20 protein-coding genes and 3 pseudogenes are annotated in these 24,939 nt (G+C 58.3%); 10 read left to right on the forward strand and 13 right to left on the reverse strand.

The genetic code is table 11. The annotated features are described in order from the left end of the window. Positions 1-42: 42 nt before the first annotated feature. Entirely contained in the window at positions 43-2,562 is a 2,520-nt protein-coding gene (locus EN874_RS24205; RefSeq protein WP_127426922.1) for a DEAD/DEAH box helicase family protein, read from the reverse strand. Between the two features lie 831 nt (positions 2,563-3,393). On the opposite strand from EN874_RS24205, the gene EN874_RS34475 reads away from it, so the two are divergent. Together EN874_RS34475 and EN874_RS34480 are read left to right on the forward strand one after the other, a co-directional pair. Then, entirely contained in the window at positions 3,394-3,843 is a 450-nt protein-coding gene (locus tag EN874_RS34475) for a DUF1612 domain-containing protein (RefSeq protein WP_245513653.1), read from the forward strand. A 134-nt stretch (positions 3,844-3,977) separates the two neighbouring features. Continuing rightward, positions 3,978-4,090, forward strand: a pseudogene (locus tag EN874_RS34480) (helix-turn-helix domain-containing protein). 279 nt (positions 4,091-4,369) lie between these two features. Here EN874_RS34480 and EN874_RS24215 read toward each other — a convergent pair. Both EN874_RS24215 and EN874_RS34485 read right to left on the reverse strand, forming a co-directional pair. Then, positions 4,370-5,554 (reverse strand): acetyl-CoA C-acetyltransferase, encoded by a 1,185-nt coding sequence (locus tag EN874_RS24215; protein ID WP_127426923.1) that lies wholly within the window; start codon positions 5,552-5,554, stop codon positions 4,370-4,372. A gap of 35 nt (positions 5,555-5,589) precedes the next feature. After that, positions 5,590-5,819 (reverse strand): annotated as a pseudogene (locus EN874_RS34485) (SDR family oxidoreductase); the annotation flags it as partial. A 113-nt stretch (positions 5,820-5,932) separates the two neighbouring features. Here EN874_RS34485 and EN874_RS24225 point away from each other — a divergent pair. After that, the gene (locus EN874_RS24225; RefSeq protein ID WP_127427011.1) at positions 5,933-6,511 is read left to right on the forward strand and encodes a TetR/AcrR family transcriptional regulator; all 579 of its coding nucleotides are present in this window, start codon (positions 5,933-5,935) and stop codon (positions 6,509-6,511) included. A 615-nt stretch (positions 6,512-7,126) separates the two neighbouring features. On the opposite strand, the gene EN874_RS34860 is transcribed toward EN874_RS24225, so the two are convergent. Then, on the reverse strand, positions 7,127-7,255 hold the full coding sequence (locus EN874_RS34860) for a hypothetical protein (RefSeq protein WP_281061448.1): 129 nt from the start codon (positions 7,253-7,255) through the stop codon (positions 7,127-7,129). A 114-nt stretch (positions 7,256-7,369) separates the two neighbouring features. Continuing rightward, a pseudogene (locus EN874_RS34945) lies at positions 7,370-7,463 on the reverse strand (electron transfer flavoprotein subunit beta/FixA family protein); the annotation flags it as partial. Positions 7,464-7,739: 276 nt separating this feature from the next. Between EN874_RS34945 and EN874_RS24240 the strand changes: the two are divergent. The 6 genes from EN874_RS24240 (at position 7,740) to EN874_RS24265 (ending at position 13,434) form a co-directional block, all read left to right on the forward strand. Then, complete coding sequence (locus tag EN874_RS24240) at positions 7,740-8,666, forward strand: dihydrodipicolinate synthase family protein (RefSeq protein ID WP_168247577.1); 927 nt, start codon at positions 7,740-7,742, stop codon at positions 8,664-8,666. Between the two features lie 13 nt (positions 8,667-8,679). Then, positions 8,680-9,612 carry a transporter substrate-binding domain-containing protein gene (locus EN874_RS24245; protein ID WP_127426926.1) on the forward strand — a complete coding sequence of 311 codons (933 nt, stop codon included), beginning with the start codon at positions 8,680-8,682 and terminating at the stop codon, positions 9,610-9,612. A gap of 66 nt (positions 9,613-9,678) precedes the next feature. After that, positions 9,679-10,398 (forward strand): amino acid ABC transporter permease, encoded by a 720-nt coding sequence (locus EN874_RS24250; protein WP_127426927.1) that lies wholly within the window; start codon positions 9,679-9,681, stop codon positions 10,396-10,398. Further along, complete coding sequence (locus tag EN874_RS24255; protein WP_127426928.1) at positions 10,395-11,153, forward strand: amino acid ABC transporter ATP-binding protein; 759 nt, start codon at positions 10,395-10,397, stop codon at positions 11,151-11,153. The genes EN874_RS24250 and EN874_RS24255 overlap by 4 nt, the downstream gene beginning before the upstream one ends. Positions 11,154-11,212: 59 nt before the next feature. After that, entirely contained in the window at positions 11,213-12,592 is a 1,380-nt protein-coding gene (locus EN874_RS24260; protein ID WP_348631742.1) for an FAD-linked oxidase C-terminal domain-containing protein, read from the forward strand. A 152-nt stretch (positions 12,593-12,744) separates the two neighbouring features. Continuing rightward, on the forward strand, positions 12,745-13,434 hold the full coding sequence (locus EN874_RS24265) for a GntR family transcriptional regulator (RefSeq protein WP_168247579.1): 690 nt from the start codon (positions 12,745-12,747) through the stop codon (positions 13,432-13,434). Positions 13,435-14,199: 765 nt separating this feature from the next. Here the strand turns inward: EN874_RS24265 and EN874_RS24270 are convergent. From EN874_RS24270 to EN874_RS24305, 8 genes are all read right to left on the reverse strand, one after another. Beyond that, positions 14,200-15,222, reverse strand: a complete 1,023-nt coding sequence (locus tag EN874_RS24270; protein WP_127426930.1) for an ABC transporter permease — start codon at positions 15,220-15,222, stop codon at positions 14,200-14,202. A gap of 5 nt (positions 15,223-15,227) precedes the next feature. Beyond that, positions 15,228-17,774 carry an ATP-binding cassette domain-containing protein gene (locus tag EN874_RS24275; RefSeq protein ID WP_127426931.1) on the reverse strand — a complete coding sequence of 849 codons (2,547 nt, stop codon included), beginning with the start codon at positions 17,772-17,774 and terminating at the stop codon, positions 15,228-15,230. Between the two features lie 81 nt (positions 17,775-17,855). Continuing rightward, positions 17,856-19,022, reverse strand: a complete 1,167-nt coding sequence (locus EN874_RS24280; protein WP_127426932.1) for a substrate-binding domain-containing protein — start codon at positions 19,020-19,022, stop codon at positions 17,856-17,858. Between the two features lie 333 nt (positions 19,023-19,355). Next, entirely contained in the window at positions 19,356-19,778 is a 423-nt protein-coding gene (locus tag EN874_RS24285; protein ID WP_127426933.1) for a nuclear transport factor 2 family protein, read from the reverse strand. Positions 19,779-20,162: 384 nt separating this feature from the next. Then, positions 20,163-20,609, reverse strand: coding sequence for a flavodoxin domain-containing protein (locus EN874_RS24290; protein WP_127426934.1), 447 nt, complete (start codon positions 20,607-20,609; stop codon positions 20,163-20,165). 319 nt (positions 20,610-20,928) lie between these two features. Beyond that, on the reverse strand, positions 20,929-21,345 hold the full coding sequence (locus EN874_RS24295; RefSeq protein WP_127426935.1) for a nuclear transport factor 2 family protein: 417 nt from the start codon (positions 21,343-21,345) through the stop codon (positions 20,929-20,931). Positions 21,346-21,389: 44 nt separating this feature from the next. After that, entirely contained in the window at positions 21,390-22,592 is a 1,203-nt protein-coding gene (locus EN874_RS24300) for a cytochrome P450 (protein ID WP_168247580.1), read from the reverse strand. Further along, the gene (locus EN874_RS24305) at positions 22,592-23,059 is read right to left on the reverse strand and encodes a flavodoxin domain-containing protein (protein ID WP_127426937.1); all 468 of its coding nucleotides are present in this window, start codon (positions 23,057-23,059) and stop codon (positions 22,592-22,594) included. The genes EN874_RS24300 and EN874_RS24305 overlap by 1 nt, the downstream gene beginning before the upstream one ends. Positions 23,060-23,897: 838 nt before the next feature. On the opposite strand from EN874_RS24305, the gene EN874_RS24310 reads away from it, so the two are divergent. After that, positions 23,898-24,932, forward strand: coding sequence for a 3-keto-5-aminohexanoate cleavage protein (locus EN874_RS24310; protein WP_245513654.1), 1,035 nt, complete (start codon positions 23,898-23,900; stop codon positions 24,930-24,932). Positions 24,933-24,939 lie beyond the last annotated feature (7 nt).

Raw genomic sequence — 24,939 nt, forward strand, 5'->3', positions numbered from 1 at the left:
CGTGCAGAGTGGTACCGCCTCGGCCGTAGCACCTCCCTCGGATCATTTCATGTCTTTGAGCTTGCGGGAGTAGTTAGAGAGAAGGTTGGGAACCGACAATCCGTGGGCGTCGAGGACCTTTTGGATATGGGTCGCGGTGAGATCGTCAAGGTTCTGGTTTTCGAACGATTTGAAGAACTCGCGCGTGGCTTTGACCAGGTTCTTGAGGTCCGACTCCCGGACGCCTTCCACGTAATGGGTGAACGCCGCAGCGCTTTCGATCTTTCCGGCCGGATGGACAATGAGACGCTTGACCTTCATATCCTTGTAATGCTTGTCGAACCACGCGCTCGACCGGTTCATCTGCTCGGCTTCCCGCTTGCTTATATCGGCGCGGGTCACGCCGACTTCGCTTTTGCATTCGAACAAGATGTACTGGCTGTCGTCCAACGCCCAGAGGTTGTCGGGGCCCTCTTTCCACTCTGCGTCCGGCCGCTCTCCGACGAAACCGAGAGCGAAGCTCAACTCGTTAAGCGCGGCCTCGAACTTGTCTGCCTTCGTTCCGAAAACCAGTCTGCCCAGCATGTCGGTGACCCCGACATTGAGGTCTGCATAATCGTTGTGGTTTCCGATCCATTTCTTGACGCGCTCTGCGCGGCCCTGGCTCACCACGGTGAGTTTAGTGACAGTGACACCCGACGCGGGTTTAAGCAGGAGCCGGTTGCGCTTGTGGGCAGCGATCTGCAGAACATCCGCTTCGGCGCGATTGGACAAAAAGTTGCAACGGGCCTGGGTTTGCAGATGCCAACCCTTCTCGTCGTCGTCTAGGGTTCCCCTATCGATGATGGCTTGAACCATCTTAACGGCACCGGCGTAGTCCCCCCTGATGTGTGCCAGTTCGGCGTCCAACTCAGCTTTATAGAGTTGCAAAGCCGTTTGATCGGAGCCGGCGACTGAAACCTTCTCCATTTGCTCGGCATAAAACGCCTTCCAGTCGTCGTCCCGCTTGAGACATTTGTTGGCGAGATCGGCAAAGGCCTGCAAAGGCTCTATCCCATCCTCGATATCCTGCTTGGCCATATCGGTGATTTCCAAGCCAATCTCGATCTGCGTGGCCATTTGCGACGACAGAAACCGACGCGAGGACTTATCCCGAAGCAGTCGGACGAGGTCCGAACCGATGACGACGACAACCGAGTAGTCCTTCTCGCCCCGCACGCTTCTACCCATCCCCTGCTCCACGGTGCGCACTGCACGCATTAGGGTCGCGGCGCTATGCGGACGGCATTGCTCTTCGTAGAGGTCCGTAAGGCTTTCAGCGTAAGGTTTCGAGTCAAAGACGAGGATGCGGCACGTCTTGTCTGGCAGATCAATCCCGTCATAGCGGTTCACGAGCACGACAGTGTCGTCGAATTCGCCTTGAGAAAGCGCGTCGATCGCCGCGCCGATGGTCTCTGTCTTCGGGACTACGGCACCACCGCTTTCCCAAGGCTTCGCCTTCTCGAAGCTGGGCACGAGCGCCACTCGTCCGTAGCTTCGCTTCTTACTGCTCTTGGCAAATCTCTCGACGATCAAGCCGTGGTCCAGATCCTCGTGGATGAGCGACGGCAACAACACCATCTTTTCGCCCGACCATTTTTCCCCGTCGTACGTCAGCGGTTTGGCGATGGTATCGGGCGAAAGCCGTAAGCCTTTGACGAGGAATGCGTCATCGGTGACGGTGGCGGACATGAAGATGCGATGCCTAGCCTTGTCGAAGGAACCGAAGGCGTCGAGCGGCGCGATGTATGGTTCGATCTCGACGGCATTTCCTGAAATGACGCATTGACAATGAGTCAGAAGATTTTTGAGCAACGGCCAGGCGAACTTGATCGACTTGCGGTCAGAATTTTTCGAAAGGATGCCGGCCACCTCGGCTTCGCGCGGGATCCACGCCCAGTAAGGCACCGGCAGAAACGCATCTCGCTTCTCGTTCTCTATGTCGGCGTAGGTGCCCATGCCCTGTTGTTCCAGATCGGCGGACAACAGCGCCTTCAAGAGGCTGTAGGCTTCCTCCTCACGGGGGATGTGAATTCGGCACTGGTTGCGGATCGTGTCCGAACAGGCATGCGCGTCGTCCATCAACATCGTGTCGACCGCTACCGACTGCTTGTTGAGTCCGAACTTAGTCAGGCCGTTGAAGACCTTCTGCACTGACGTGACAAAGATGGACCGGCCGTCGATGAAGTCCTCTGGCAGATCGCCTTCCGAAGTACACGTCCGTATTCCGAATTGGCGTGCCTGCTCGCATGTCTGGTCGACCAGGAAGTTGTTTGGGCAAATATAGACCACTGGTCCGTGGCCGGCGTTCAGACGCGATTGCAGCATTAGGAGGCCAATCAGCGTCTTGCCTTGGCCCGTATGCAGCTTAACGATCGTGTCGCGCTTGTCAGCGTCGGTCTCGAACCATTTTGTGAGCACAGCAATCTGTGCCGGACGCAAGGGGCCTTTGTCCGCCTCGCGATCCAAAGTGTCGTAAAGCTTGACAGGATCCGTCTGTTTCTCGACGACTTTACCGCCAAGCTTTTTCTTGAAGTCGACCATTTGCAATCACAAAAAAGAGGAGACACATCAACATCCATGTCGGGATTACACGTGGCAAGCAGGATAGTAAACAGCCTATCCGAATTCTGTAGCCAGAGTAATTTCTGACTCGGGCGTCCGCTGGGAAATCGGCCGGCTTGGTCTGAACGACTACAATGAGGTCGGACGCTGAACGGCAGCTTCTTGGGAAAACCAGCCGATGCCTGACGGTCCGCTGACGGCCCCCTTTCAGCCGTTGCTATGATCACCGGAACTGGACCTCGCCCTTCCAATGTTCGCCTTTTGTGCTTCGAAAGTCGCATAAAGGGCAGTCTGGTAACAAGGACCGGGTTTACCAATGGCCTCAATGACAGCTAATTCTGGACCGGGGTTAAGTGGTTGGATTGGCGTGGAATTTAAGCGCCTTTATTGGTCAACCTTCTTACGGTCGGCAACGGATTGGTCAACCCAAGACCCCAAGATTGGTAAACCGAGCAGCAGCCCTATGGACCAGGATTCAGCTCTGTACTTCCCCCACAATCCGTTGAGACAGATGGCGTCAGAATCTCGGCGTAGGTAACGTGCGCGCGACAGCGACGTCCTGACTTAATTCCGGACTGCGACAGATAATTCCGGACGCCACATCGTCCTTCACGATGCCCATATGGACGTCCGCGCGCCCACCCATGAGCTCACTCGCGCACACGCGGTGCTTCGCGCGCGCCGTCAGATCTTCGGGCGTGCCGCCGACTGGCGCTCGGCCGCGAAGGTCTGCGCCAGCTGACAGGTCGAGGCGGTGTGGCGGCAGCGACGCCAGATGGCCGGCAAGAGCGGGAGACTACGCCGTCGGAGATGGGGCTTGACCTTGCCGAGGCGGATGACACGGATCCGCTGGGCGCGGAATTGGCGGCGATCGACGCGGTGCTGGAACGGACGAGCAAGGTGCTGGAAGGTGCTGCAGTCCCAACCCGCAAGGAGACCGTGTCCAGCGCGGCTCGTCCGGCGCTCGTCTCCGATCTCGACTGGGATGAGGATGCGCGGCTCGCGCAATGGCAAGACATCCTCGCCGAAACGCGCCAGCTGCCGTGGTCCTTCGCGCCGCGATCCTGTTCGACGCCTGGTCCGAAATCAAGGTGCTGCAGCATGCCGCTTTTCGGACCGCTTCTGGTTGGTTCGCTCCTGCGGCAGGAGGGAGTCTGCGCGGGCCATCTGGTAAAAACATTGCGCGGGAGCGCCGGCGGGCACGAAGACGCAACGACCGACTGCTGGCCTTGGTCGATGCCATCCAGGACGCCGCGCTGACTGGATTGAAAGAGCACGATCGTCTTGTCCTGTCGAAGAGCCAGATGGAGCGGCGGCTGCGGGAGCGCCGCGCGAGCTCGAAATTGCCCGCACTTGTCGAGCTCGTGCTCTCACGGCCGCTCGTCGCCACCGGCATGATCCAAGATCGGCTAAGGTCTCAAAGCAGGGGGCGCTCGACCTTATCGGCGAGCTCGGGCTGCGCGAGATGACGGGCAGGGGAAGGTTTCGTGCGTGGGGGATCGTGTAGTACGAATAGGCGGCGCCGGCCGGTATATCAGCAGGCGGATAATTGAAGTCCTCAGGTTCAAATCACGGTCCACATGGACCGCCGCAGCAAGCGCAGAAAATGCGATCGTTTTTTCCTCGTGACCGCGGGCGGAGTGCGGAAGCGCAGCATCGATCGACAAATGACGCTGATGAGCGTTATTGCAACCTTGCAGCCGACAGCCAGCATCGACAATTGCTGGCTCGCGCAATTGGTTCATGCTCGCCATCGCGGCTCACCCAGATCCAGGCAAAGAACCGGCTAAAGGCTCTCCAGCGCCAATGCAATGCCCTGTCCTCCGCCGATGCAGAGTGTCACGATCCCGCGGCGCAAGCCCTCACGCTTCATCGCATGCAGGAGCCGGGTAGTCAGGATGGCGCCGGTCGCGCCGATCGGGTGGCCGTGCGCAATAGCGCCGCCTTCGACATTCACGATGTCTTCCGGCAGGCCGAGCTCGCGGGCGACCGCGATTGGCACGGCGGCGAAGGCCTCATTGATCTCGATGCGCTCGAGGTCGGATAGACTCCAGCCTGCCCTTGTCAGCGCTTTGTGCACTGCTGGAACAGGGCCCAGCCCGAACATGCTCGGTTCCACTCCGGCGACGCCATAACCCGCAAGCCGACCCATCGGCACAATGCCACTTGCCTCGGCAAAGCCTCGCTCGGCAACAATCATCGCTGCTGCAGCACTGTTCAGCCCCGGCGCATTGCCGGCCGTGATGGTACCATCGGGCCGAAAGGCGGGGCGTAGACGGGCAAGCGACTCAACCGTGGTGCCGGGGCGCGGCGCTTCGTCGGTCGTAAAGCTCTCCGTTCCTTTGCTGCCTTTTAGCTCGACCGCGACGATTTGAGTGTCAAAATTACCGGTATCTCGCGCGGCCGCAAAGCTCTGCTGTGAGCGCGCGGCGAAGGCGTCCTGATCGGCACGCGTGATCTGCATCTTTTCTACGAGATCTTCGGTGTGCCATCCCGAATGTTGGCCCGAGAAAGCATCGACAAGCCCGTCGCTCAGCATGCTGTCGAGAATCTGGGCTGGTCCCATGCGATAGCCCCAACGCCCACCTTCCATGAGATAGGGGGCGCGGTCCATGTTCTCCATCCCACCGGCGATGGCTACATCATAGTCGCCCGCTGCGACCTCCTGCGCGGCGCTCAGGATCGCCTGCGCGCCTGAGCCGCACACCCGATTGATGGTCATCGCCGGCACCCTGACCGGAAGCCCGCCACCGATTGCAGCCTGCCGCGCCGGGTTCATCCGGTTTCCCGCCTGGATGACATTGCCCATGACCACACTGCCGACCGCATCTGCCTCGATACCGGCGCGGCGCACGGTTTCTCGCACTGCGATGGCTCCAAGTTCGGCTGCCGGAATGCCTTTCAGCGCGCCGTTGAAAGCGCCGATGGCAGTGCGGACGGGGTGGGCTAGGATGATGTCGCGTGTGCTCATGATGATCTCCCTTTCGGGCGCTGGCTGATGCAGATTCCACCAATGCTCACTTCAGCATTGTTCACCAAGATCCCGATCCTGCGGTCGTTGCGCAGTCGCGCTTCCACCGATGCAAGCTCGACGGGCATGGTGAGGTCGCTTGAAGGACATCGACGGCAACGCGCACCAGCACAAGGCTGTATCCGCGTCGGGCGAAACGGTCTGCATACGCAGCGCCGATTCCAGGGGAGGCTTCGGTGATAAGCCCCGAGGGATTTTCAGACATGGTCGTCTTGTTGTGTTTCGGAGTACGGTTATATTGATGATGACCATAATGATTGCCGTCTTAACATGATGGACATCATGAAAATGTCAACGGCCACGATGGAGAATTTTGAAATGAAAGTGAGCCGAGAGAAGAAGGCCGAGAATCGCCAAAGAATCCTGGAGGTCGCGAGTCGGCTGTTCCGGGAGAAGGGCTTCGGGGCCGTCAGTATCGAGGAAGTCATGAAGGCTGCGGGACTGACGCACGGTGGATTTTACGGCCACTTCGAGTCCAAAGATGACTTGATCGTGCATGCTCTCGGTCACGCGATCGACACTCGAAAAGGCACCTCGCTTGATCTTCGCGCCTTCCTGGATCAGTATCTGTCGCTACGTCACCGCGACAACTCCGCCGCTGGCTGCCCCATTGCCGGGCTTGCCGCGGACACGATTCGTCAGGCGCCAGAGGCGCGTTCAGCGCTAACGGATGGCGTGCGTGTCCAGATAGACTGGATATTTGAGAAGCTTGGTGGGTTAGACCAGACCGATCGACGCCGCGAAGCCATCGGAAGCTGTGCCGCAATGGTCGGAGCGATTATCCTTGCTCGAACGACAGCAGATCCCGCCTTTTCGAACGAGATTCTGAAGGAGACCCGAGCGTGGATCGAGCGCGGTCTGAACAGATCCAGCCCCGCGATCCCGAAAACAGTATAGGGGCGTTCCTCCGAAACTTCCCTATACGCGGACTCGGCTCAGTTATCTCGCTGGCGGTCGTCAACTGCCAGGAGCGCAACGCCAGCGAAACGTGTTCGGGGGTCGGGTGCTTATCGTTGCAGGTTCGGCTTCTCCTTGCGAAGACGGGGGCTGCAGCCGAACAGGATGACCAACAGGACCGCGGCCACTGCCAGCCTTGGCGTCGTCCGATTTCGGAGCGGCTCCGCATATCACCTTCTTCGAGATCGTCCTGCCTGGAGTAGGCGTTGCGCTATTGTCGAGCGCTCTTTTCGTGATTTCGATCAACGAATTCTATATGGCCCTCTTTCTCACGACGCGGGACACGCAGACTCTGCCGGTTCTCATGTGGCTAGCCTTGAGGTCGGCCGGAACGCTTCGAGCGTGCTCCGGCCCAGGGAGAAGCGCGGTTTCCATCAGCATGAACACCAGCGGCCGGCGTGTCGCAAACTCTCTGGTGGATGAAAGTCCTTTGCGAGAAGATGGGCGCCGTTGCGCCGAAGCCGGGCAAGCGCGGCCCGTATAGAAAAGAGCGAGAAGGCTGCTATCGGCTAAGCGATGAGGGAAACCGTTCTGGCGATGCAGGAGCAAGTGCTCCTAGGTGAGCGCCACATTGCGCGCCAGCGTGAGATTGTCGCGGACTTCCACCATAAGAGTTTTAGGACAGACTTGGCCGAAGAGCTTTTGGCCCTGTTCGAACAGATGCAGCTTCTGCGCGTCGCTCACCGGGATCGGCTTTTAAATTCAAACTGAGACACCACCCAGCAAGTCGAAGCGGTCGTCGACAAGGTCGGCGCGTCCGCCACGCCTCGGCGAGTTCAACCTTGGACGCAAGACGTTGCCCTGGCTGCGCCCGAGCACGGCCGAAAGCATTTGCCCAGTCTGATTGGCGTCGTCGTCGATCGCCTTTTCCGACGATGACGAGATCCGGTTTTGTGACGGCGAACACTCTCCTTGCAGTCGCGAGAGGCTCCATCACCCGGCTGGTCTCCAACACTGGATCGCCACGATCGGCTCCATCGCCAGCGCCGTAGTACCTCCTCGATTCGGCTCGCCGATGGAGCCAGCGTTCTAAAGTGCGATCGCAGATCGAAGATCTATGATCGCAGTATTGACAATTACCTCAGTTTCTGAGAGCTGGATATTCGTGAGAAGGGAGGGTGACCCTTCGCGCAGCATAACCACTCAAGGGCGATGGGAGACGAGCCGAATGGCCTTGACCAGCAAGACGACGCGTGGCCTCTACACCGCCACGACCAGCCCGTTCACGGCCGAGGGAAAGCTGAATAAGGCTGCCATCGCCCCCCAGATCGAAGCGCAGCTTGCCGCCGGCATAAGCGGGATCGTGGTAGCGGGCGGGACCGGGGAAGCGTCTGCGCTTTCATTCTCCGAAAGGGTCGAAGTTCTCGCCACGACTGTCGAGGCTGCCCGCGGGCGGATGCCAGTCGTCGCAGGGATCACCTCGCCAGGCCTGCCGGACGCGATCGGCCTCGGCAGGGCCTGTCTGGACGCCGGCGCCGACGGCTTGATGGTGATCACCCCGTATGGAACGAACCCGACCCAGAATGGCATCAGAGATTACTACAAGGCAGTAGCGGACGGCGTGGGCCAGCCCGTCATGCTCTACGACATCCCCTACCTGACGCTTGTCACAACCCAGCCTGAGACCGTCCGAAAGATCATCGATGACGGTTCGATCTTCGCCATGAAAGCATCGAATCCGGATCAGGTCCTCTTCACCAGGCTTGTCGAACTGGCAGGAGCCGACATTGCGCTCATGTCCGGCGACGAGGACCTGTTTGCGGTTGAGGTCGCTCTCGGCGCCGTAGGGGGCGTGCTGGCATCAACCAATGTTCTGCCCAGGACCTGGGTGGAGATTTTTGAGACGGCGCGATCCGGCAATCTTGTGCTGGCCCAGCAGCAATTTGCGCGTATCCGCGATTTCATCGTCAGCGCTTTTGCCGAACCCAACCCTGGTCCGATCAAAGCGGCTCAGGCTCTTGCCGGCTTCGACGCGGGGCCGGTGCGGATCCCGAACAGGCCCGCGAGCGCTGCTCTGGTCGAAAAGATGCGCATGCAGTTGGTCGATTTGCTCGCCCACGAGCAAAGTTTGGCCCCTCTTCACGAGCGGCCGTAGCCAACATTCAAATTTGGGCCAGCCTGGCCCGAATGGCCAACATTCATCAAGCCGGAGGAGAAACATGCCAACAAAGACCAGAATTCTAAATTCGCTTTGCGCTGCACTTGGGCTGGTTGCCAGTGCCGGCTTTCAAGCTCGGGCAGCGGAACCTTACTACGAGCTGCCGGCAGATTATGCCGCCTGTTCGGACGATTCTTATCAACGGGCCGTCGAGCATGGCGTGAAGCTAGGCGTCGCGCCGGCAATGCCCTGGACCGGCGTCCATCCGACATCGGGCAAGGCGATCGGCATCGACGTTGAGCTAAACGCCGAAGTGCTGAAGCACATGGGCATCACCAAGCTGACCTACGAGGCCGGGGCGTTCAACTCATTGATTCCGTCGCTGCTTTCGAAACGGATCGACATGGTGGTGACCGACGTCCACGTGACGCCCGATCGCGCAAAGACCATCGCGTTCAGCGGCCCGGTCTGGTGGTATGGACCGGCCCTGGTCGTGCGACAGGGCAATCCCAAAGGTATCAAAACCTTCGAGGACCTGTCCAAGGTTCGCGTCGGTGTTCTGCTGGGCACCGGCCCGGACGAATATCTCAAAAAGGTCGGGGTGTCCGCCACGCGCTTCCAGAACTATGCCGAGGAGTTTGCGGCTATCCAACAGGATAAGGTGGATGCCGTCGTCGAATACGATCTTTTGGCCGCCGATTTCAAGAAAGCCAATCCTGACGCCAAGGTGGAATCGATCGCGAGCTTCAAGATGCCCGAAGATCTTCTAAAGAACGGATATGGCTATGCCCGCTTCGGTCTTCGAAAGGACGATTGCAGCTTCCGCACCGCCTACAATCAGGCGCTGGCGGAGGTCCGGGCCTCCGGCGCAATGAGCGACCTTCTCAAGGCGAATGGGCTTTCGGACAGGAATCTCTTCGTCTTCCCCTTGGAATTGAAGTGATCTCGAACAAGACGAAGCGGATCTCGGCCGGCTTTGTCCGGCCGATACCGGCTGGTAGGAATCAAGATGGAACTGTTGAACCTGGAAGTGATCCGTTCCTACGGATTCGTGCTCTTGCAGGGGCTTGGCAATACGGTGTTGCTTACACTGATCGTTATAGTCCTCGCCGGCCTGCTGGCAATTCCCTTGGCACTCGTTCGCACATCGCGCTTCTGGCTCGTCAGGCTGCCCTTCGAAACCTTTGTCGAGATCATAAGGGGCACACCGCTTATCCTGCAGCTGTTCTATGTCTACTACGTGCTGCCTTCAGCCGGCGTGCAGCTCGATCCGTTTGCGGCAGCGGTCGTCGCACTGACAATGAACTACACGGCCTATCTTAGCGAGGTCTATCGCGGCGGTATCAAAGCAATACCTGTCGGACAGCGAAACGCCGCAGCCGCCCTGGGAATGACTCCTGGCAAGGCGTTTATCCGGATAATATTGCCTCAGGCATTCAAGGTGGTCACGCCCACTCTGGGCAATTACTTCATCGCACTCTTCAAGGACACGGCTTTGGCATCTGTGGTGACGGTGAACGAACTGCTCTACACGGGAAACCTGATTTCGTCTTCGACGTATCAATACTTCACTGTCTATACGGTAACGGGTATTTTGTATTTCATCGCTGGATTCCCGGCCTCGCTTCTGGTGCGCTATCTTGAGAAGCGGTCGCAAAACGCGAGCGGCAAGCGCCGCAGGCCATCGCCGCCGGCCGTCCTGACTGAAGTCGGGGAGGCAACGCGGTGATCACATTGCTGAACCTGGAAAAGTTCTACGGTCCCTTGCCCGTCATCAGGGGCGTGTCACTCGACATCAGCAAAGGCGAGGCGGTGTGCCTCGTCGGTCCGTCCGGCAGCGGAAAGTCGACGTTGCTGCGTTGCGTGAACAACCTTGAAACGTTGAGCGCCGGGGAAATACGGCTCGATGGCGAGCGGGTCTATTACGATCCGTCCCACAAAGGATTGAAACCGCACAGCCAGGCCAGAATCGCGGCTGTCCGCGCCCGCTTGGGAATGGTCTTTCAGGACTTCAACCTCTTTCCCCACATGACCGCCCTGCAAAATGTGATGGAAGGTCCCGTGCAGGTGCTCGGGGTCAGAAAGGACGAGGCACGGCACAGGGCGCTCGATCTTCTCAAGCGCGTCGGTCTTGCCGAACGCCACGGTCACTTCCCCGACGAACTCTCCGGCGGCCAGAAGCAGCGCGTCGCCATTGCACGGGCGCTCGCCATGAAGCCCGAGGCCATGCTCTTCGATGAGCCGACGTCCGCGCTCGATCCGGAGCTTGTTCATGAAGTCCTGTCGGTGATGCGAGAACTTCGAAACGACGGAATGACGATGATCATCGCCACGCATGAGATGAATTTCGCGCGCGAGGTAGCCGATCGCATCGTGTTCCTGGACGACGGTCTGATCGTCGAGGATTCTGCGCCTTCCCAATTCTTCGACGTCAGCACGAACCCCCGCAAGGCAAGCTTCCTGCGCAGCCTGACCCGGAGATGACGGTACTCGCTTATTGTGGAGCCCTCTCCGAGCCGAGACGGGGCGGCGGCAGATTGAAAGTGAACGATATGAGGATCGACGAAACCAGCAGACAGAAACTTGGCGAAATTCTCGGCGATCGCCTCACCACCAACACAGCCATTGTCGAGCAGCATGCCCGAGGAGAAGGCCATTTGCCTGCGTGTCCCCCGGACGCGGTGTGCTTTCCGACCTCGGCGCTCGAAGTGAGCGCGATCCTGAAGGTTTGCAACCAGGCTCGCATACCGGTCGTGCCGTGGGGCGCCGGCACTTCACTGGAAGGCAACGTTTGCGCCCTGAGCGGCGGCCTGTGCGTGGACATGAGCAGGATGAATGCGATCCACGCGGTCAATGCCGAGGATCTCGACGCAACGGTCGGCCCTGGAGTCACGCGAAAGCAACTCAATTCCTATCTGCGCGACACGGGGCTGTTTTTTCCAGTCGACCCAGGCGCGGACGCCACAATAGGCGGCATGGCCGCCACCCGTGCATCGGGCACAAACGCCGTGCGCTATGGAAACATGAAGTCAAATGTCCTGGCTCTGGAAGTGGTGCTGCCGAATGGAGAAATCATCAGGACCGGATCGCGCGCGCGTAAGTCCGCGGCCGGGTACGATCTGACAAGCCTGTTCGTCGGCAGCGAGGGAACACTTGGTCTGATCACCGAAGTTACCGTCAAGCTCTATGGCTTGCCGGAGGTCATTTCCTCCGCCGTATCGCATTTTCCCAACGTGGATTCGGCAGTCTCATTGGTCACCGAGGCGGTGCAGCAGGGAATTCCGGTAGCGCGTGTCGAGTTTCTCGATGAACTGACCATCCTTGCGGTCAATCGCTATTCCAAGCTCGATCTGCCGGTCGCTCCTACACTCTTTTTCGAATTTCACGGCTCCCCGGCTGCCGTTGACGAGCAGATTCGTCAGGTGGCAGCTCTTGTAGAAGGGCATTCGGGCTCGCCACTGAAATCCTCGGCGGACCTCGAGCAGCGCAACAAGCTTTGGCATGCCCGGCACGAGGCGCACTACGCGATGCTGGCCACGCGCCCAAACGCGCGCGTCTACGGCACCGACGCCTGCGTGCCGATTTCGCGGCTGGCGGAATGCATCAAGTCCACCGGAGAGGATCTTAAGGGGACGCCTTTCTACGTGAGCATCATCGGTCACGTCGGCGACGGGAACTTCCATCTCGGGATGGTCATCGATCCGGACGACGCTGCCGAATTCGCTCTCGCGGAAGAAATCCATGACCGGCTCATCGAGCGTACACTTGCGCTGGGCGGCACCTGCAGCGGCGAGCACGGAATTGGATATGGAAAGACAAAATACATGCGATGGGAGCACAAAAACGCGATCGAGGCGATGGCGGCTGTCAAGAACGCATTCGATCCCGCCGGCATAATGAACCCCGGAAAGGTTCTTCCTTAACGACTGGAGGTCGTACAACGAGGCTCAAACGCCGATGTCGCATGCTACTTGACTGCCGAAGCTTATTCAGTGCAGCTGTCCTGCCAATGTTTTCGGCTCTCGCGTGTTCGCCAACGGCATTGAGAAGCAGCGCACCCTCGTCGAGATTGTTTATGAAAGCAGGGATTTCACTGGAACCGATCGATTTTCAATCGATGCAGGACAAGGTGTACGAGCAGCTGCGCACGGTTTTGATGCGAGGTGGCTTCGAACCAGGGCAAAAGATTAGCGGCAGGATGGTTAGCAAGGCGCTGGGAACGAGCGAGATGCCGGCGCGTGCCGCTCTGGGAAGACTTTTGGCCGAAAGAGCGCTGGTTCAAAATTCGAATGGAACCTATGCAATCCCGGTCCCCACCCGGCGCAGACTCCAGGAAATAATGGAGCTGCGGGCGCTCCTGGAAGGACGAGCTACTGAGGACGCATGCGATCGGATCGACGAAGCGGGCCTGGAAGAAATCCAGCAGGCCAACGCCGGCCTGAATCGAGCGCAGGGCGAGAATAATCTGGAGGCGTACCTCGACTATAATCAGAAGCTCAAATTCGCGATCTACAGATATTGCTCGTCGGATACCCTTCGGGCTCATATCGAGCTGTTATGGCTGCAATGCGGGCCGCTGCTGCGCCATCTAGCTGTTGATCCCACCAAGGCGCACGCAACGTCTTATTGTGACGAGGCGGTCCGAGCGCTCTTCGCCCGCGAAGCGGCAGCCGCAGGCGAAGCCATCTCCAGCGATATACGCTCGGGACTGGAATTCCTGCTGACACATGGAAAGTTTTCGTCCGAAAGCGATGAGGAGAGCTGATTGTGCGCCCCCTGTTGAGAACGATGCTCCGCCACTAATAGGGCGTTGGGCAATGGTGACTGGCGCCGACGCTTCCTCAACAGACAGACGGTAGTCGATGCCGAGAGGCCTGAGGCGCTGAGAAGCGCCACTGCGTAGGCGGCTCGCCGTCGTGCTGGCCGAAAGTGGGGGAGCGCGTGGCAACCGAGGTCAAGGAAACGTTCAAGGGCACCTGGCTGGAGGAGGGGATCGCCGGAGGCGGGCCTTGGCAGTGTGCTTGATCAAGGGGCTGAGTTGTCAAAGGCACTGCAGGACTGTGAAGCCATGCAGATCCGAATTCCAAGATGGTGGCCGACAGGCCTTCATTTGCCGAAGGGGCCAGCCGTCTTGGCGCAAGAGAGGGAGGGTGCCGAAGGGGGTAGGTTGGAACAACTGAGCATCACGCAGACCCACCGGCTGGATCGGTCGGAGCCGGCTCTCGATGCCGGAAAACCTGATCGCCGACTTGCAAAAGTTGCAGCATACCGCGGCAAAGTACGGATACCACGATCGAAGGACCATGCGCCCATACACCCAGGCATGCTGCCAACCATGGATGTCACTGCGGTTGGATGGCCAATCCCACTATGAAGTAGTTCATTACCAATCCTGCAAGCAACATTATAATGAAGAACGCCACCGCGGTGCGAGTGCCGACGCTCTTCCGCAGCAAAGAGTGAATTGTCACGCGTAGCCTCACTAGTATTTCTCCGGACCCAAATCAGGGTTCTCCAGAAGCCTTCGGGTTCAGCTAGCGCGACGCCGCGACGACATTTCCGAAAGAAACATGCCCAACGCGATTGCAAGGCCCTGGATGATCATCTGCCAAGCGGTGGGCACCCCAAGCATCTTCAGCGACTGGTCGAGTTGTGTAAGAAAGATTGCGGCACCGAACACCGAGATGAAGTTTCCTGTCCCCCCGCTAATGGCCGTTCCGCCAAGGACGGAGGCGGCAATGGGGGCAAGCAGATATGGATTGCCGACATCCAAGGTCGGATTGCGGATAAACCCGGACAACAGCACGGCCATGACACCGTAGAGAGCAGCGGCCACCACATAGGCACTGACTTGATAAAGCTGCACGCTCAGTCCGATAAGATGGCCGGCGGAGGGGTTGGTGCCGACGAGCTCGAACCGGCGCCCGATGGCGGTCTTCTTCAGGATGATCGTGAGAGCGATCAGGATCGTTATTGCGAGCCAGACGCTGACGGGCACGTTCAAGAGCCGGCTGCTGGCAAACTCGGCCAGAGGTGGCGGCACCATCGACTCCGCTACCGCGTTCTGCCGATACCAGATACCTATGCCAGTCACGATGGATCCCACAGCGAGTGTCACGATCAGTGCATTCAATCGCAGGGCCGCGATGAGGCTGCCGCTGACTGCGCCAGCCAGCATTGCGGCCAGGACCGCGGCTCCGACACCCAACCACAAGCGATCATCGCTGCCATTCGAGACACCAAGAAGGACCGCGCTCGACAGAGAAATGATTGCCGGGACCGACAGGTCGATGCCGCGGGACATGATCACAAGCGACTGACCTATCGCTGCGATCGTCAGGAACGCGGCCAGAGGCAGAATGGAAAGAATGGTCGCAGGGTCGACACTTCGCGGCAGGAAAATGCCGTTTATGACAAGCATGAGACCAAGCGCCGCCCAGATCGCTGCGAAGCGTGGCTCGATCCAGTAAGTGCGGTTTTTTTGCCGTGCGAACTCAGCAGCTGGGGCAGGGTCTGACACATTTTCGAACTTCGGTGTTGGACTTGCGGACATTATCATCACACCCGTTCCAACTGAGCACGAGAGGAAGGGCGAAACAGGCTCTTCACCAGTCGCTTAAACTCCGAAAGACCCGAATAAAGGAAGATCGCGGCCAGCGTCATGATCCCGCTGGCGATCACGCCGAAGGCTGAGCTAAGCCCCAACAGCGAGATGATATTGATCATCAAGGTGAAAAACAGTGCGCCAAACAGCGCGCCGCTGAAGGAACCACGTCCACCCGTCAGCGCCGCCCCGCCAAGGACCGCAGCGGCAATACCGGCCAGAGCGAAGTTCTGCCCGACGGTCGGGTGGCCGGTCCCGACCTGTGCACCCAAGAAGAGTCCTGCAAGGGCAGCCGTGCCGCCCGACAGCATAAAGGCCCGCAAATGAATGGATGTGATCCTTATACCATTTCGCCGCGCAGCCTCTTCGCGAAATCCAGTCGCCTTGGCTTCAAGGCCCGATCGGGTGCGGTGAAGCCAATAGTCACCGGCAACAGCAATGACGATCAGTAGAAGCGTTGAGTAGGGGAGAAAGCCGACACGCCCGTTGAGCAAGCCCGTCAAATCTGTGCTGATCAGTCCGCCGGGGGTAGGTCTCCCGATGAGGGCAAAGCCCTGTAGGATGCTAAGCGTCGCTATCGTTGTAATGACGGCATTGACTCCGCCCAGACGGACCACAAGCCCATTCACCAGTCCGACGCTCAATCCCAGGGCGAGGACAAGCAGTAGTCCCAGAATGATATACGGGCTGGTCAAGCCGTTCATCATTACAAATGACGCCAACACGACGGTCAAACTCATCATCGCACCCACCGACACATCGATGCCGCGAACCAGAAGCACATTGAGTTGCGCCATTGCGACAAGGCCGGCCGGACTGAGCGCCAAGAGTGCATGCCGCAGGTTGATCGGCTTGAGGAACACCGGGTTCGACAAAGTCGCGTAGATGCCGGTCGCCAGGATAAGGCTTGCGAGAAAGAGCACAGGCACCCACCAAACAGAACTTCCATTGGCCAGAAAGTCGATGCCTTTGGAAAGCACTCCCGCGACGCCCGCAACCGGCTGCTCGTTCGAAGTCTGCTGAGCAGACCTGGAGGTCAGGAAGCTCGCAACGATCTTTTCCTCGGTGAGGTCCTCTCCCGTCAGTTCGCGGACGATCCGTCCCCGCGAAACGACCAGAACACGATCACAAACGCCGGCCAGTTCCTGACCATCGGAGGAATTGATCACGCAGGTGCCGCCTTCACTCAGATTCTCGCGGATTGCTTGGTAGATTTCAAACCGCGCACCGGCGTCCACGCCTTGGGTCGGCTCGTCGATAAGGAATGCCTTCGCGCCAGAGCGGAAAGAGCGCGCAAGCACAGCCTTCTGCTGATTTCCGCCTGACAGACCGATAATCGGGGTACCCAAGTCGGCGGCAACGACAAAGTCGCGCTTCATATTGGCCGCTTGGCGTTTCTCGTGACTGCCCGACAGGAATCCGAAACGGGAAAAGTATCCCAGCAGCAAAGGTGCCATGTTCTTTTGGACACTTAGGTCGGGAAAGATGGCCTCTCCCTTTCTGTCCGAGCTCAGGAAAAGCACGCCGCCTTCGATCGCGGTGCGGGGCAATCTGATATCGACAGGAACACCATCGCACTTCACAAGCCCTGTCGATTCCGAGAGGCCTACGACGGCGCGAAGGATTTCTCGCTGGCCGTTGCCCTCGGCCCCGGCAATGCCGACGATCTCACCCGAATGCGCGGTGAATGAGATGTCGTGGAAGCCGCGTCCCGACAAGCCGAGAACCTGGAGGACGGGCCGGTCGAGCGACATATTGGGTTTGGGCGGATACTCGCTTTCAATTCCGCGCCCGACCATCAGGGAGACGAGATCGCGCTCCGACAGGTCGTCCGTCACGGGGACCGTAGCGCGATGCACTCCGTCTCGCAGAATGCTTATCCGATCCGCGAATTCGAGAACTTCGGGTAATCGGTGGCTCACATAAATGATCCCGGTGCCGCGGCTCGTCAGATCCTTGATGATCCGGGCGAGCTTTCGCACGCCATCGCTATCCAGCGTAGCGGTGGGCTCATCGAGCAGCAGTACGCGCGGATTGGATTGCAGCGCCTTGACGATTTCGACGAACTGTCGTTGTGCGGGACTTAGATCCTGCAGGATCGCGTCAGGTGAGATATTGAAGCCGACCGCTTCAAGTTGTTGCGCCGCGTGCCGGTGCATCTTGCCATAAGGAACGGCCCCGCGCGGGGTAGCGAGAAAGAGGTTCTGCGCGACCGTCAGCTCAAGAACCAGGCTGTCGTCCTGATAGACAGTCGCCAGGCCCAACTTACAAGCAAGCGCGGCATCGGTAGTAAGAAGCGGATGGCCGCCAATTTCGATCGAGCCGGTGTCCGGTCTTACCACGCCGCTGGCAACCTTCATCAGCGTACTTTTGCCAGAACCGTTCTCGCCGAGGATCGCATGAACCTCGCCTGCTCTGCATTGGAAACTGACATTGTTCAGGGCCCGAACGCCTGGATACGTTTTGGAAACGTTGTCGAGCTTCAGCACCAGGTCCGACATGGTTTGCGTTCTATGGTTTCCTTCGAGAAGTTGGGCGACAGGCTCGGATCAAATCCGAGCCTGTCGGTGCGGTTGTGAGCCTTAGTTCTTGAACATGGCCTTCAGCATTTCCGCGTCGACGGTCGTCGACACCGACGTTTCCATCGGCAAATCCCTGTTGCACAATCCCTTCTTCACCGGCTTCAGCGAAAAGGGTATCTGCAGGTCCGCTGGGATTTTTTCACCGGCGATGGAGCGCAAGGCGGCGGTAAGTGCAATGCGCGTGGTGATGTTGTAGGCCGACGAGTAGAAGAGTTTGAAGTTCGGATTCCTGGCGTCTTCCCAATCGCAGAAAATGCCCTGCTCATCCGTGCGCAGGGCTGCTACCGTGTCGAGCGGCTTGCCAGCCGTCTGATAGGCTCGAATAGCGCCACGGAAACCATCTGCATATTCGTACATCCAGCCGTCGACGTTCCCATTTTGCGCCAAGGCAGCCGAGACGGCCGAGAAAGTGCCTTCCTGGGTCCAGTTGGTATCCAGCTTGGTAAGGACTTTCAGACCCTTCTTTTCGGTTTCCGGGTCCGCGCAGCCCTGCCAGGTCGATGATAGTGTATTGCCCGGCGTGCCACCGAGCTCCACGACATTCTTGGCCTCGGGGTTGCCTTCCTTGACGGCGTCGACCAAAGCGACTCCGAGCCCGCAGATGTCTTCCTTGACGTTGGTCAGGTAGTCCTTTCCGGAAGTGCCGATTGCGGGGCCGTTGTGGAGCACAACCTTGATGCCTGCCTCGGTTGCCTCCTGAACGACAGGAAGCATGGCCTCGCCAGCGTCGGGATATATCACGATGACGTTGACACCCTGTGCGATGTAGGCGCTCATGTCCGAGATCGCCTTGGAAACATCGCCGCGTGCCGAGACATACTGGATCTTGCCGATCTCGGGATAGGTCAGCGCCTGGAGAATGAACTCCATCTTCGTGACCTGGCGCCAGACATTCTCTCCAAAGCCATCGGCGTATGCGACCGACACCGCTCCTCCGGTACCAGTGTCGCAACTGTTGGCCTTGTAGCACTCCAGGGCTTTGGCACGAATTTCCGCTGAAATCGGTTTGGCCATCCGCGCGAAGGCATCCTGAATGGCTGGGTCGGTAACGACACTACCGAATTGTGCTTTCATCAGATCTTCAACGGGACCGGCGTAGCTTAGGGCCGGCAGCATAAGCAATCCTGCAAATGAACAGGCCAGCGCCTTGGCAGTCAATCTAGACATTTATTCCTCTCCCATTGAAAGATTGCGAAAAGACGTGCGGATATGGTCTTCAGGTTAAGGCCATTCCTTCAGCAATAATGGCGTGGCCGGTGATTTAGGGCGGCGCGTCACCGACGATACTGGCAACATCGGATGGCCCAATCTCGAGCGGCCTTGCTCTGTGTCCCGGCCGCACACCCCGCGGGCTTTGGTCCGTTGGCGTCCGTCAGCTGCCCCAGAGACCGTCGGCTTGCTGCGTCGTGGTCAGAGCGGTTTGGCGAACATTCCTGGACTACTCAGAATCTCACCAACACGAAGTCAGCTTGCGGCAGGCACCAAAGTGGGCCACCGTCGTTAGAATGGGGCATCGAGCGTGACGTCCAAACGGCTGATCCGCCATATGTTCGCTTCCTTGACAGCATCGATGTCGAAATAGCCGGCAGTCGCCACGCCGGCGCGCCCACCCTCGGATGCGAGGAGGGTGAGATAGCAACGCAGGGAAGCCGAGCTATTGCTTTGCTTGGAAAATAGAAAGTTGCCGAGGCAGTGGCGCGGCTGTATCGTCTGCCCGTTTCTCATAGCTCGCAGACCTGAAACAACCTCATCGCGGCCGTTCATTGGGCCCCAACTCACGTCGGTGCCGGTAATCTTTCCGCCGCTCGTTGCATTGGCGGCCATCGCCTCGGCGAGAAGTCCGAAGTCCTTCTCATCGTACCCCCAAGCATATTTCGTGACTGCTTCGATTACTTGTAGCCGATCAGCTTCCGATTGTACCATTTAGATCCTCCTCAGCCGTTGGCCGCTTAAGAGGCGTCCTTCAGCCCCAGCCGACGATAGGCCTTCTCCGACATCGGTGCGCTTGAAAGCGTGACAAAAGCTATCTCTAAAGAGACAGTCTTGTCCTCGGCGGTTGGCTTGCCCGGCCGCCGAAGATTCCCCTTCGTCCCGGGTTTACAGGACCTTGATCGCCCCATCTGGTATGGTGCCTATGGGATCAGGCAAGACGGGTCAGATGAGGGGCACCTAGGCGCAACCTAGAAAACACTAAGCCCGGGTTTGCCGGGACCAGCTATTGGTTCTCCCGTCAAGCCAACCACTGGCCAAGATGACCAAGTAGAGCCAGTTCCGGTGCTTGCTACGCTGCCTTCGCCCCCGCAAATTTTATGCCGTCAATTCCGAAGCGACGCTGGTGGCCCAGTCCGCGGCAACGACGCTCAGTTCCTGAGCTTTCGCTGCATCATAGCGTCCTGTTTTGCCAATCTGCTTGGCGCCGAGCTCGACGAGCAGCGCCGTGATCAGGTCGATTCCATTGCCATACGTTTCATAGGAGCTGTCGCCGAGACCGAAGGCAGCAAAGCTCAGACCTGCAAGATCGGGTCGCAAATTACACAACGAGTCGTAGAAGGGTTGCGTCGTTTCTGGAAGTTCGCCGTCACCATATGTCGAGGTGATTACTATCACGAAATTGTCGGACGCCAGTTCCTGCACATCCGCGTCCTCCATCGGCACGACCTTGGCTGCAGCGCCGCCACTGGACAGCAATGCAGCGATGTCATCTGCTGCCATCTCGGAGTTGCCGCTCTCCGTGCCGAAAAGTACCTTGATCATGTCTTTTCCTCGAAGTGTACTGGAATTGTCTGGCTAGCCCCAACCGCACACGCCGAGATGATTGGAGAAATAGGCGGGATGACCGAATGCGGTGACGGTTTGTCGCGAGCCTCCTCCTCGCGCAAATCCTTCCCTCCCTGCGTATCTTGGTCGATCTTTGCGCACCGAAATCCCACTTTACGTGCCCGTCGTTCTCCCTACTTTCGCCGGGGTGACAAAACCTGTTCGGATTGTGCCAATATCTTTGAAAAGATCAGAACACTCACCAATCAAGTCGCATCAAGGGTAGTCAGACATCAGCGATGGTCGCCAATTGTCACTATTGTTTCAAAGCAAAATCCGTTCCAGATCCAAAGAATTGCGACAAGCATTTCCATTTTCCATCTGTTTTTGTCCAGATGAGCTGGATTTTGTAGGGGAGTGTTTCGTCGCTTTCGTCGACAGGTACTATTGTGCCAATGAGAAACTCAGACACCACAGTCTCCGAAAGTTGGATGATGCTTTCTCGATCGTTCTTCCAGCGATACTTGCCGACGATGTCGCGATAGAGCGAGATCATTCCGCTTCGGTTGCGCCATGTCATATCGGCGCCGCCTACAACCCAGGCGTCATCGGTAAAGAATTCATTTCCAAGGAGTTCTGCGTCGGCGTTTTCATATGCCAGGCGCATCAATTCATGCTGTGCGTCGATAGCTGCGACGGTTTCCTTGCTGATATTCTGTTTTGGACGCGCCATTGCCTGCTCCTGTTTAGGCTTGTTCCGGATTGATCGAGGCCATCTCACCTGACGAGGCGAAGTGGCAATCGGAGATAGCGCGCTGAGCGGTCGTCATGCCCGTAGATCGGCGCTCCGCCAAGTTCGATGCGCTGAACGCGCGCGGCCAGCGTGTTGAAAACCGCTGTCGCTTCAGCCTGTGCAATAACTGTTCCAGGACACGAATGCGGACCAGCTCCAAAGCTGATATGTGGCACGTTGTCGGCTGGGCGATCCAGGCGGAACTCATGAGGGTTCTCAAATGCTTCTGGATCGCGGTTCGCGCTCGCAATCAGGAAACGGATATGACCATCCGCCGGGATCGTCACACCAGCAATCTCAAGTGGCTCGGTGGTGAACCGTTCAAAGGACATTTCCGCGGTGTGAAGGCGCGCAAGCTCATTTAGAATGGCATGGTGCTTTTCATGAGCATCGCGCCACATGGTGAAGTACTCGGGCCGGCGGGCGAATAGTTCAAGGCCACCGGCGATAAGGTAGGCTGCGTTGGGTGTACCCGTCGCCCAGAAGAGGATCAGCGCTTCGTTCAACTGGACTTCGGTCATCTCACCGGCGGCGACCAATTCAACCCAATTGGAAAGCGCGCCAGGTTGAGGGTTGTCGCGCGCTCGGGCAATGTGGAGGTCAACCCGATCCTGCAGGAAGGCAAATGCTGCCACACAGCGTTCTTCCTCTGCCTCGGTCACGGCCGCGCCAAGTCCGATCATCGCGTCACGCATATAAGCGGAACCCGCATCGTAGCCGTCGTTAGCCACTCCCAGCGCCTTGCACATGGCATAGTGCGCAGGCATCAGTGCAAGGTCGCGGAAGCCCTCCAACATGCCGTTGGGACCGAGATCATCTATCACGCGGTTGACCTCAGCCGTGCTGGCTTCAATCCATTGCGCCGCCATTTTTGGTGTGAACCATTTGTTCGAGAGCCGGCGCAGCGCAGTGTGTTCAGGCGGATCTGTGACGATCATCGAATCCTTGAATCTGCCCCATGCCCCTTTCTTGATCCAAGCCGGCGCGCGCGACGTCAAAGAAGAGTGCTTGCCGAATTTTGCCACGTCGGCATATCGAGAGACATTGTAGGTGTTCGATCCGTTGGGATCGAGATAGACCGGTGCCTGTTGGCGCAAGACATCGTACCAGGGGTAAGGATTGGTCCGAAATTCCGGGTCAGTCCAAGGCAACAGGGTTTGATGGGTGACGGAGACTTGCGTGTTCATCATTGAACCTCGGTTCTGGCGTTAGTCGGCAGGGCTGGTATCAGCGAGCTAGCCCAGCGCATCGCGACATCAGATAGAGGTTCGCTTTTCGCGGCGTCGTGGCGGCCTGTTGCGCCAACTTGTGTGGCACCCAGCAAGGTCATCAACTCAGTTACCTTATCAATGCCATTGCCGTAAGTTTCATAGGCGCTGTCACCCAGACCAAACGCGGCGAAGCGCAGTCCCGACAAATTGGGGCGTTTGGATTGCATGGCGTCAAAAAAAGGCTGGGTGGTTTCAGGCAACTCTCCATCACCGTATGTTGAGGTGACGACCACGACAAACTCGTGAGCGGAAAGACCCCTGACATCAGCGTCTTCCATCGGGACGACTTGCATAGATTTCCCATGCTGCCGCATCGCCGAAGCGATATCGTCGGCCGCCATCTCGGAGTTACCACTTTCTGTTCCGAAAAGAATATGCGTCATTCATAACCTCCCATTCGTATCTTAACGGTCGTTTCCGGCCTCTGTCACAAGTGGACGTTTTTTTATCTTTATCAGCCACTTAATGAGGATCGGCCAGAGGATCTTTAGAAATCCTAACTAACGATTGTAAGCACAATAACACAGTCACATCAATCATGTCCGAAAAAAATCGGCTTCGACACAAGGGATGTGTCGCCACCCTGGGGAGGTGGACAGCAGTGAGAAATTGGTGAGGACGCTTCATGGCGCCGCGATGGCCTGAAACTTCTGGATATATGGAAGAACAGCTCAGCCAAGTTAGACTGGCAACTGAGCGCAGAATCTAATCGTCGCCGCATGGGTCGTTGCGATTGTATCGGTCGTTGCCAAGACCAGTCCTGCTTGGCCTAGACGCAACAATATGGCGACAAGATCTCCAGAGCGGCGACGAGCGCTTGGGCTTTGCGGCGAGAGCGGCTGACGACTTGCTTGTCACCGCTTTTTTGAACCCTGATGCTATGCTGGTGGGAGCACACGACAAGTGGCATCCCGGTCACACGATGCCCGATCATAAGTCAGCGGCCGACGCGTCTCGATAAATCTCGCCACGGATCGCCCACGCAATAGCGGCAACGAGCCACTTCCACCCGCGTCCGGTTGTCTTTCGCAGCTCAACTTGGTTTGCCCTTTTCGGTTGGGAAGGACGTCCCATTTTGTCCCACTTGGCATAACAATTGGCCCCGCGACCGCAGCGGCTCGCTACATCCTCCTATAGCGTAAGTCCTCATCGGATCAGCCGACCACTTCGCTTTGGCCTTGTGGAAAGCAACTGAAAAACAGCTCAACGCAGGGGTTGGTAATGAAGCCAAACAGCATCAACTGGGAACGCGTCAACAAACTGGTCGATCGCGAAGGCGCCATTACCTACTGGAAGCCCTACGGATTCCCCGAAGTCATGTCTGCCGGAAAAAGTGCTATCTCTGGCGCCGAGCAGATGCCGCGCTGGAAGGCTCCACCGAAAGCCGCGATCTCAGTTGCCATCAACGGCGCGTTCTATACCAAGGCAGAGAACCCCAACCAGCCGCAGACCGCAGCTGAAATCATTGCCTCGGCACAGGAATGCATCGCCGCGGGTGCCCAAATCATCCACATCCACGTGCGTGACGAACGGGGCTACAATGCGCTCGACGCCGGTCTGTTCGGAGAAGTACTGGGGGAATTGCGGTCTAACAATGCCGGGGTCGCCCTGGATTGCTGTCTTGTTGCGGTAAACGACCTTGAAGCCGCGGAAATGGCGCGGGTTCTCGAACGTCGCCTTGTCAGCGCGGTTCCCGTGAACACGACGGCGCTGATCCTCGGCGACAACCTGTTCGTAAAGCCGCCCCACACCATCATCGAAAAGACGCGTCAAGTCCTTGCCGCTGGGATGACGCCGCAACTTGCCGTCTACACCGATGGCGACATCGATAATGCCCGTCGGTTGCTGATTGACAGTGGAGTGGTCCAGGGGCCGCTGACATGGCTGCTTCTTGCGGGCCTGCCGGGCTGCTCACCAATGTACACACCCGAGAGCATGATCCATGGTTTGGTGCGCCAGGTTGACCTGATCCGCCAGGTGGATCCGGAAGCGCACATTATCGTTTGCGCGGGGGGCCGGGCCAGCCTGCATCTGGCGACCCTGGGCCTGCTGATGGGACTTCATGTCCGTGTCGGTATGGAAGACACCGTCTGGAAGTGGCCGCACAGTGACGAAAAGATCGAACGAAATGTCGACGTGTTCAACCTGACCAAGACGATTGCCGAAAGCCTCGGTCGCGAGCTGATGTCTTCAACCGAATTCATCGAGATGTGCAGCCGCTCGGGTCTTGGCAAGGCCGCGAAGACGGGCTCCTGATAGGAGC

Origin of the sequence: Mesorhizobium sp. M1D.F.Ca.ET.231.01.1.1, from assembly GCF_003999155.2 — a bacterium.
Classification (GTDB): Bacteria; Pseudomonadota; Alphaproteobacteria; order Rhizobiales; family Rhizobiaceae; genus Mesorhizobium.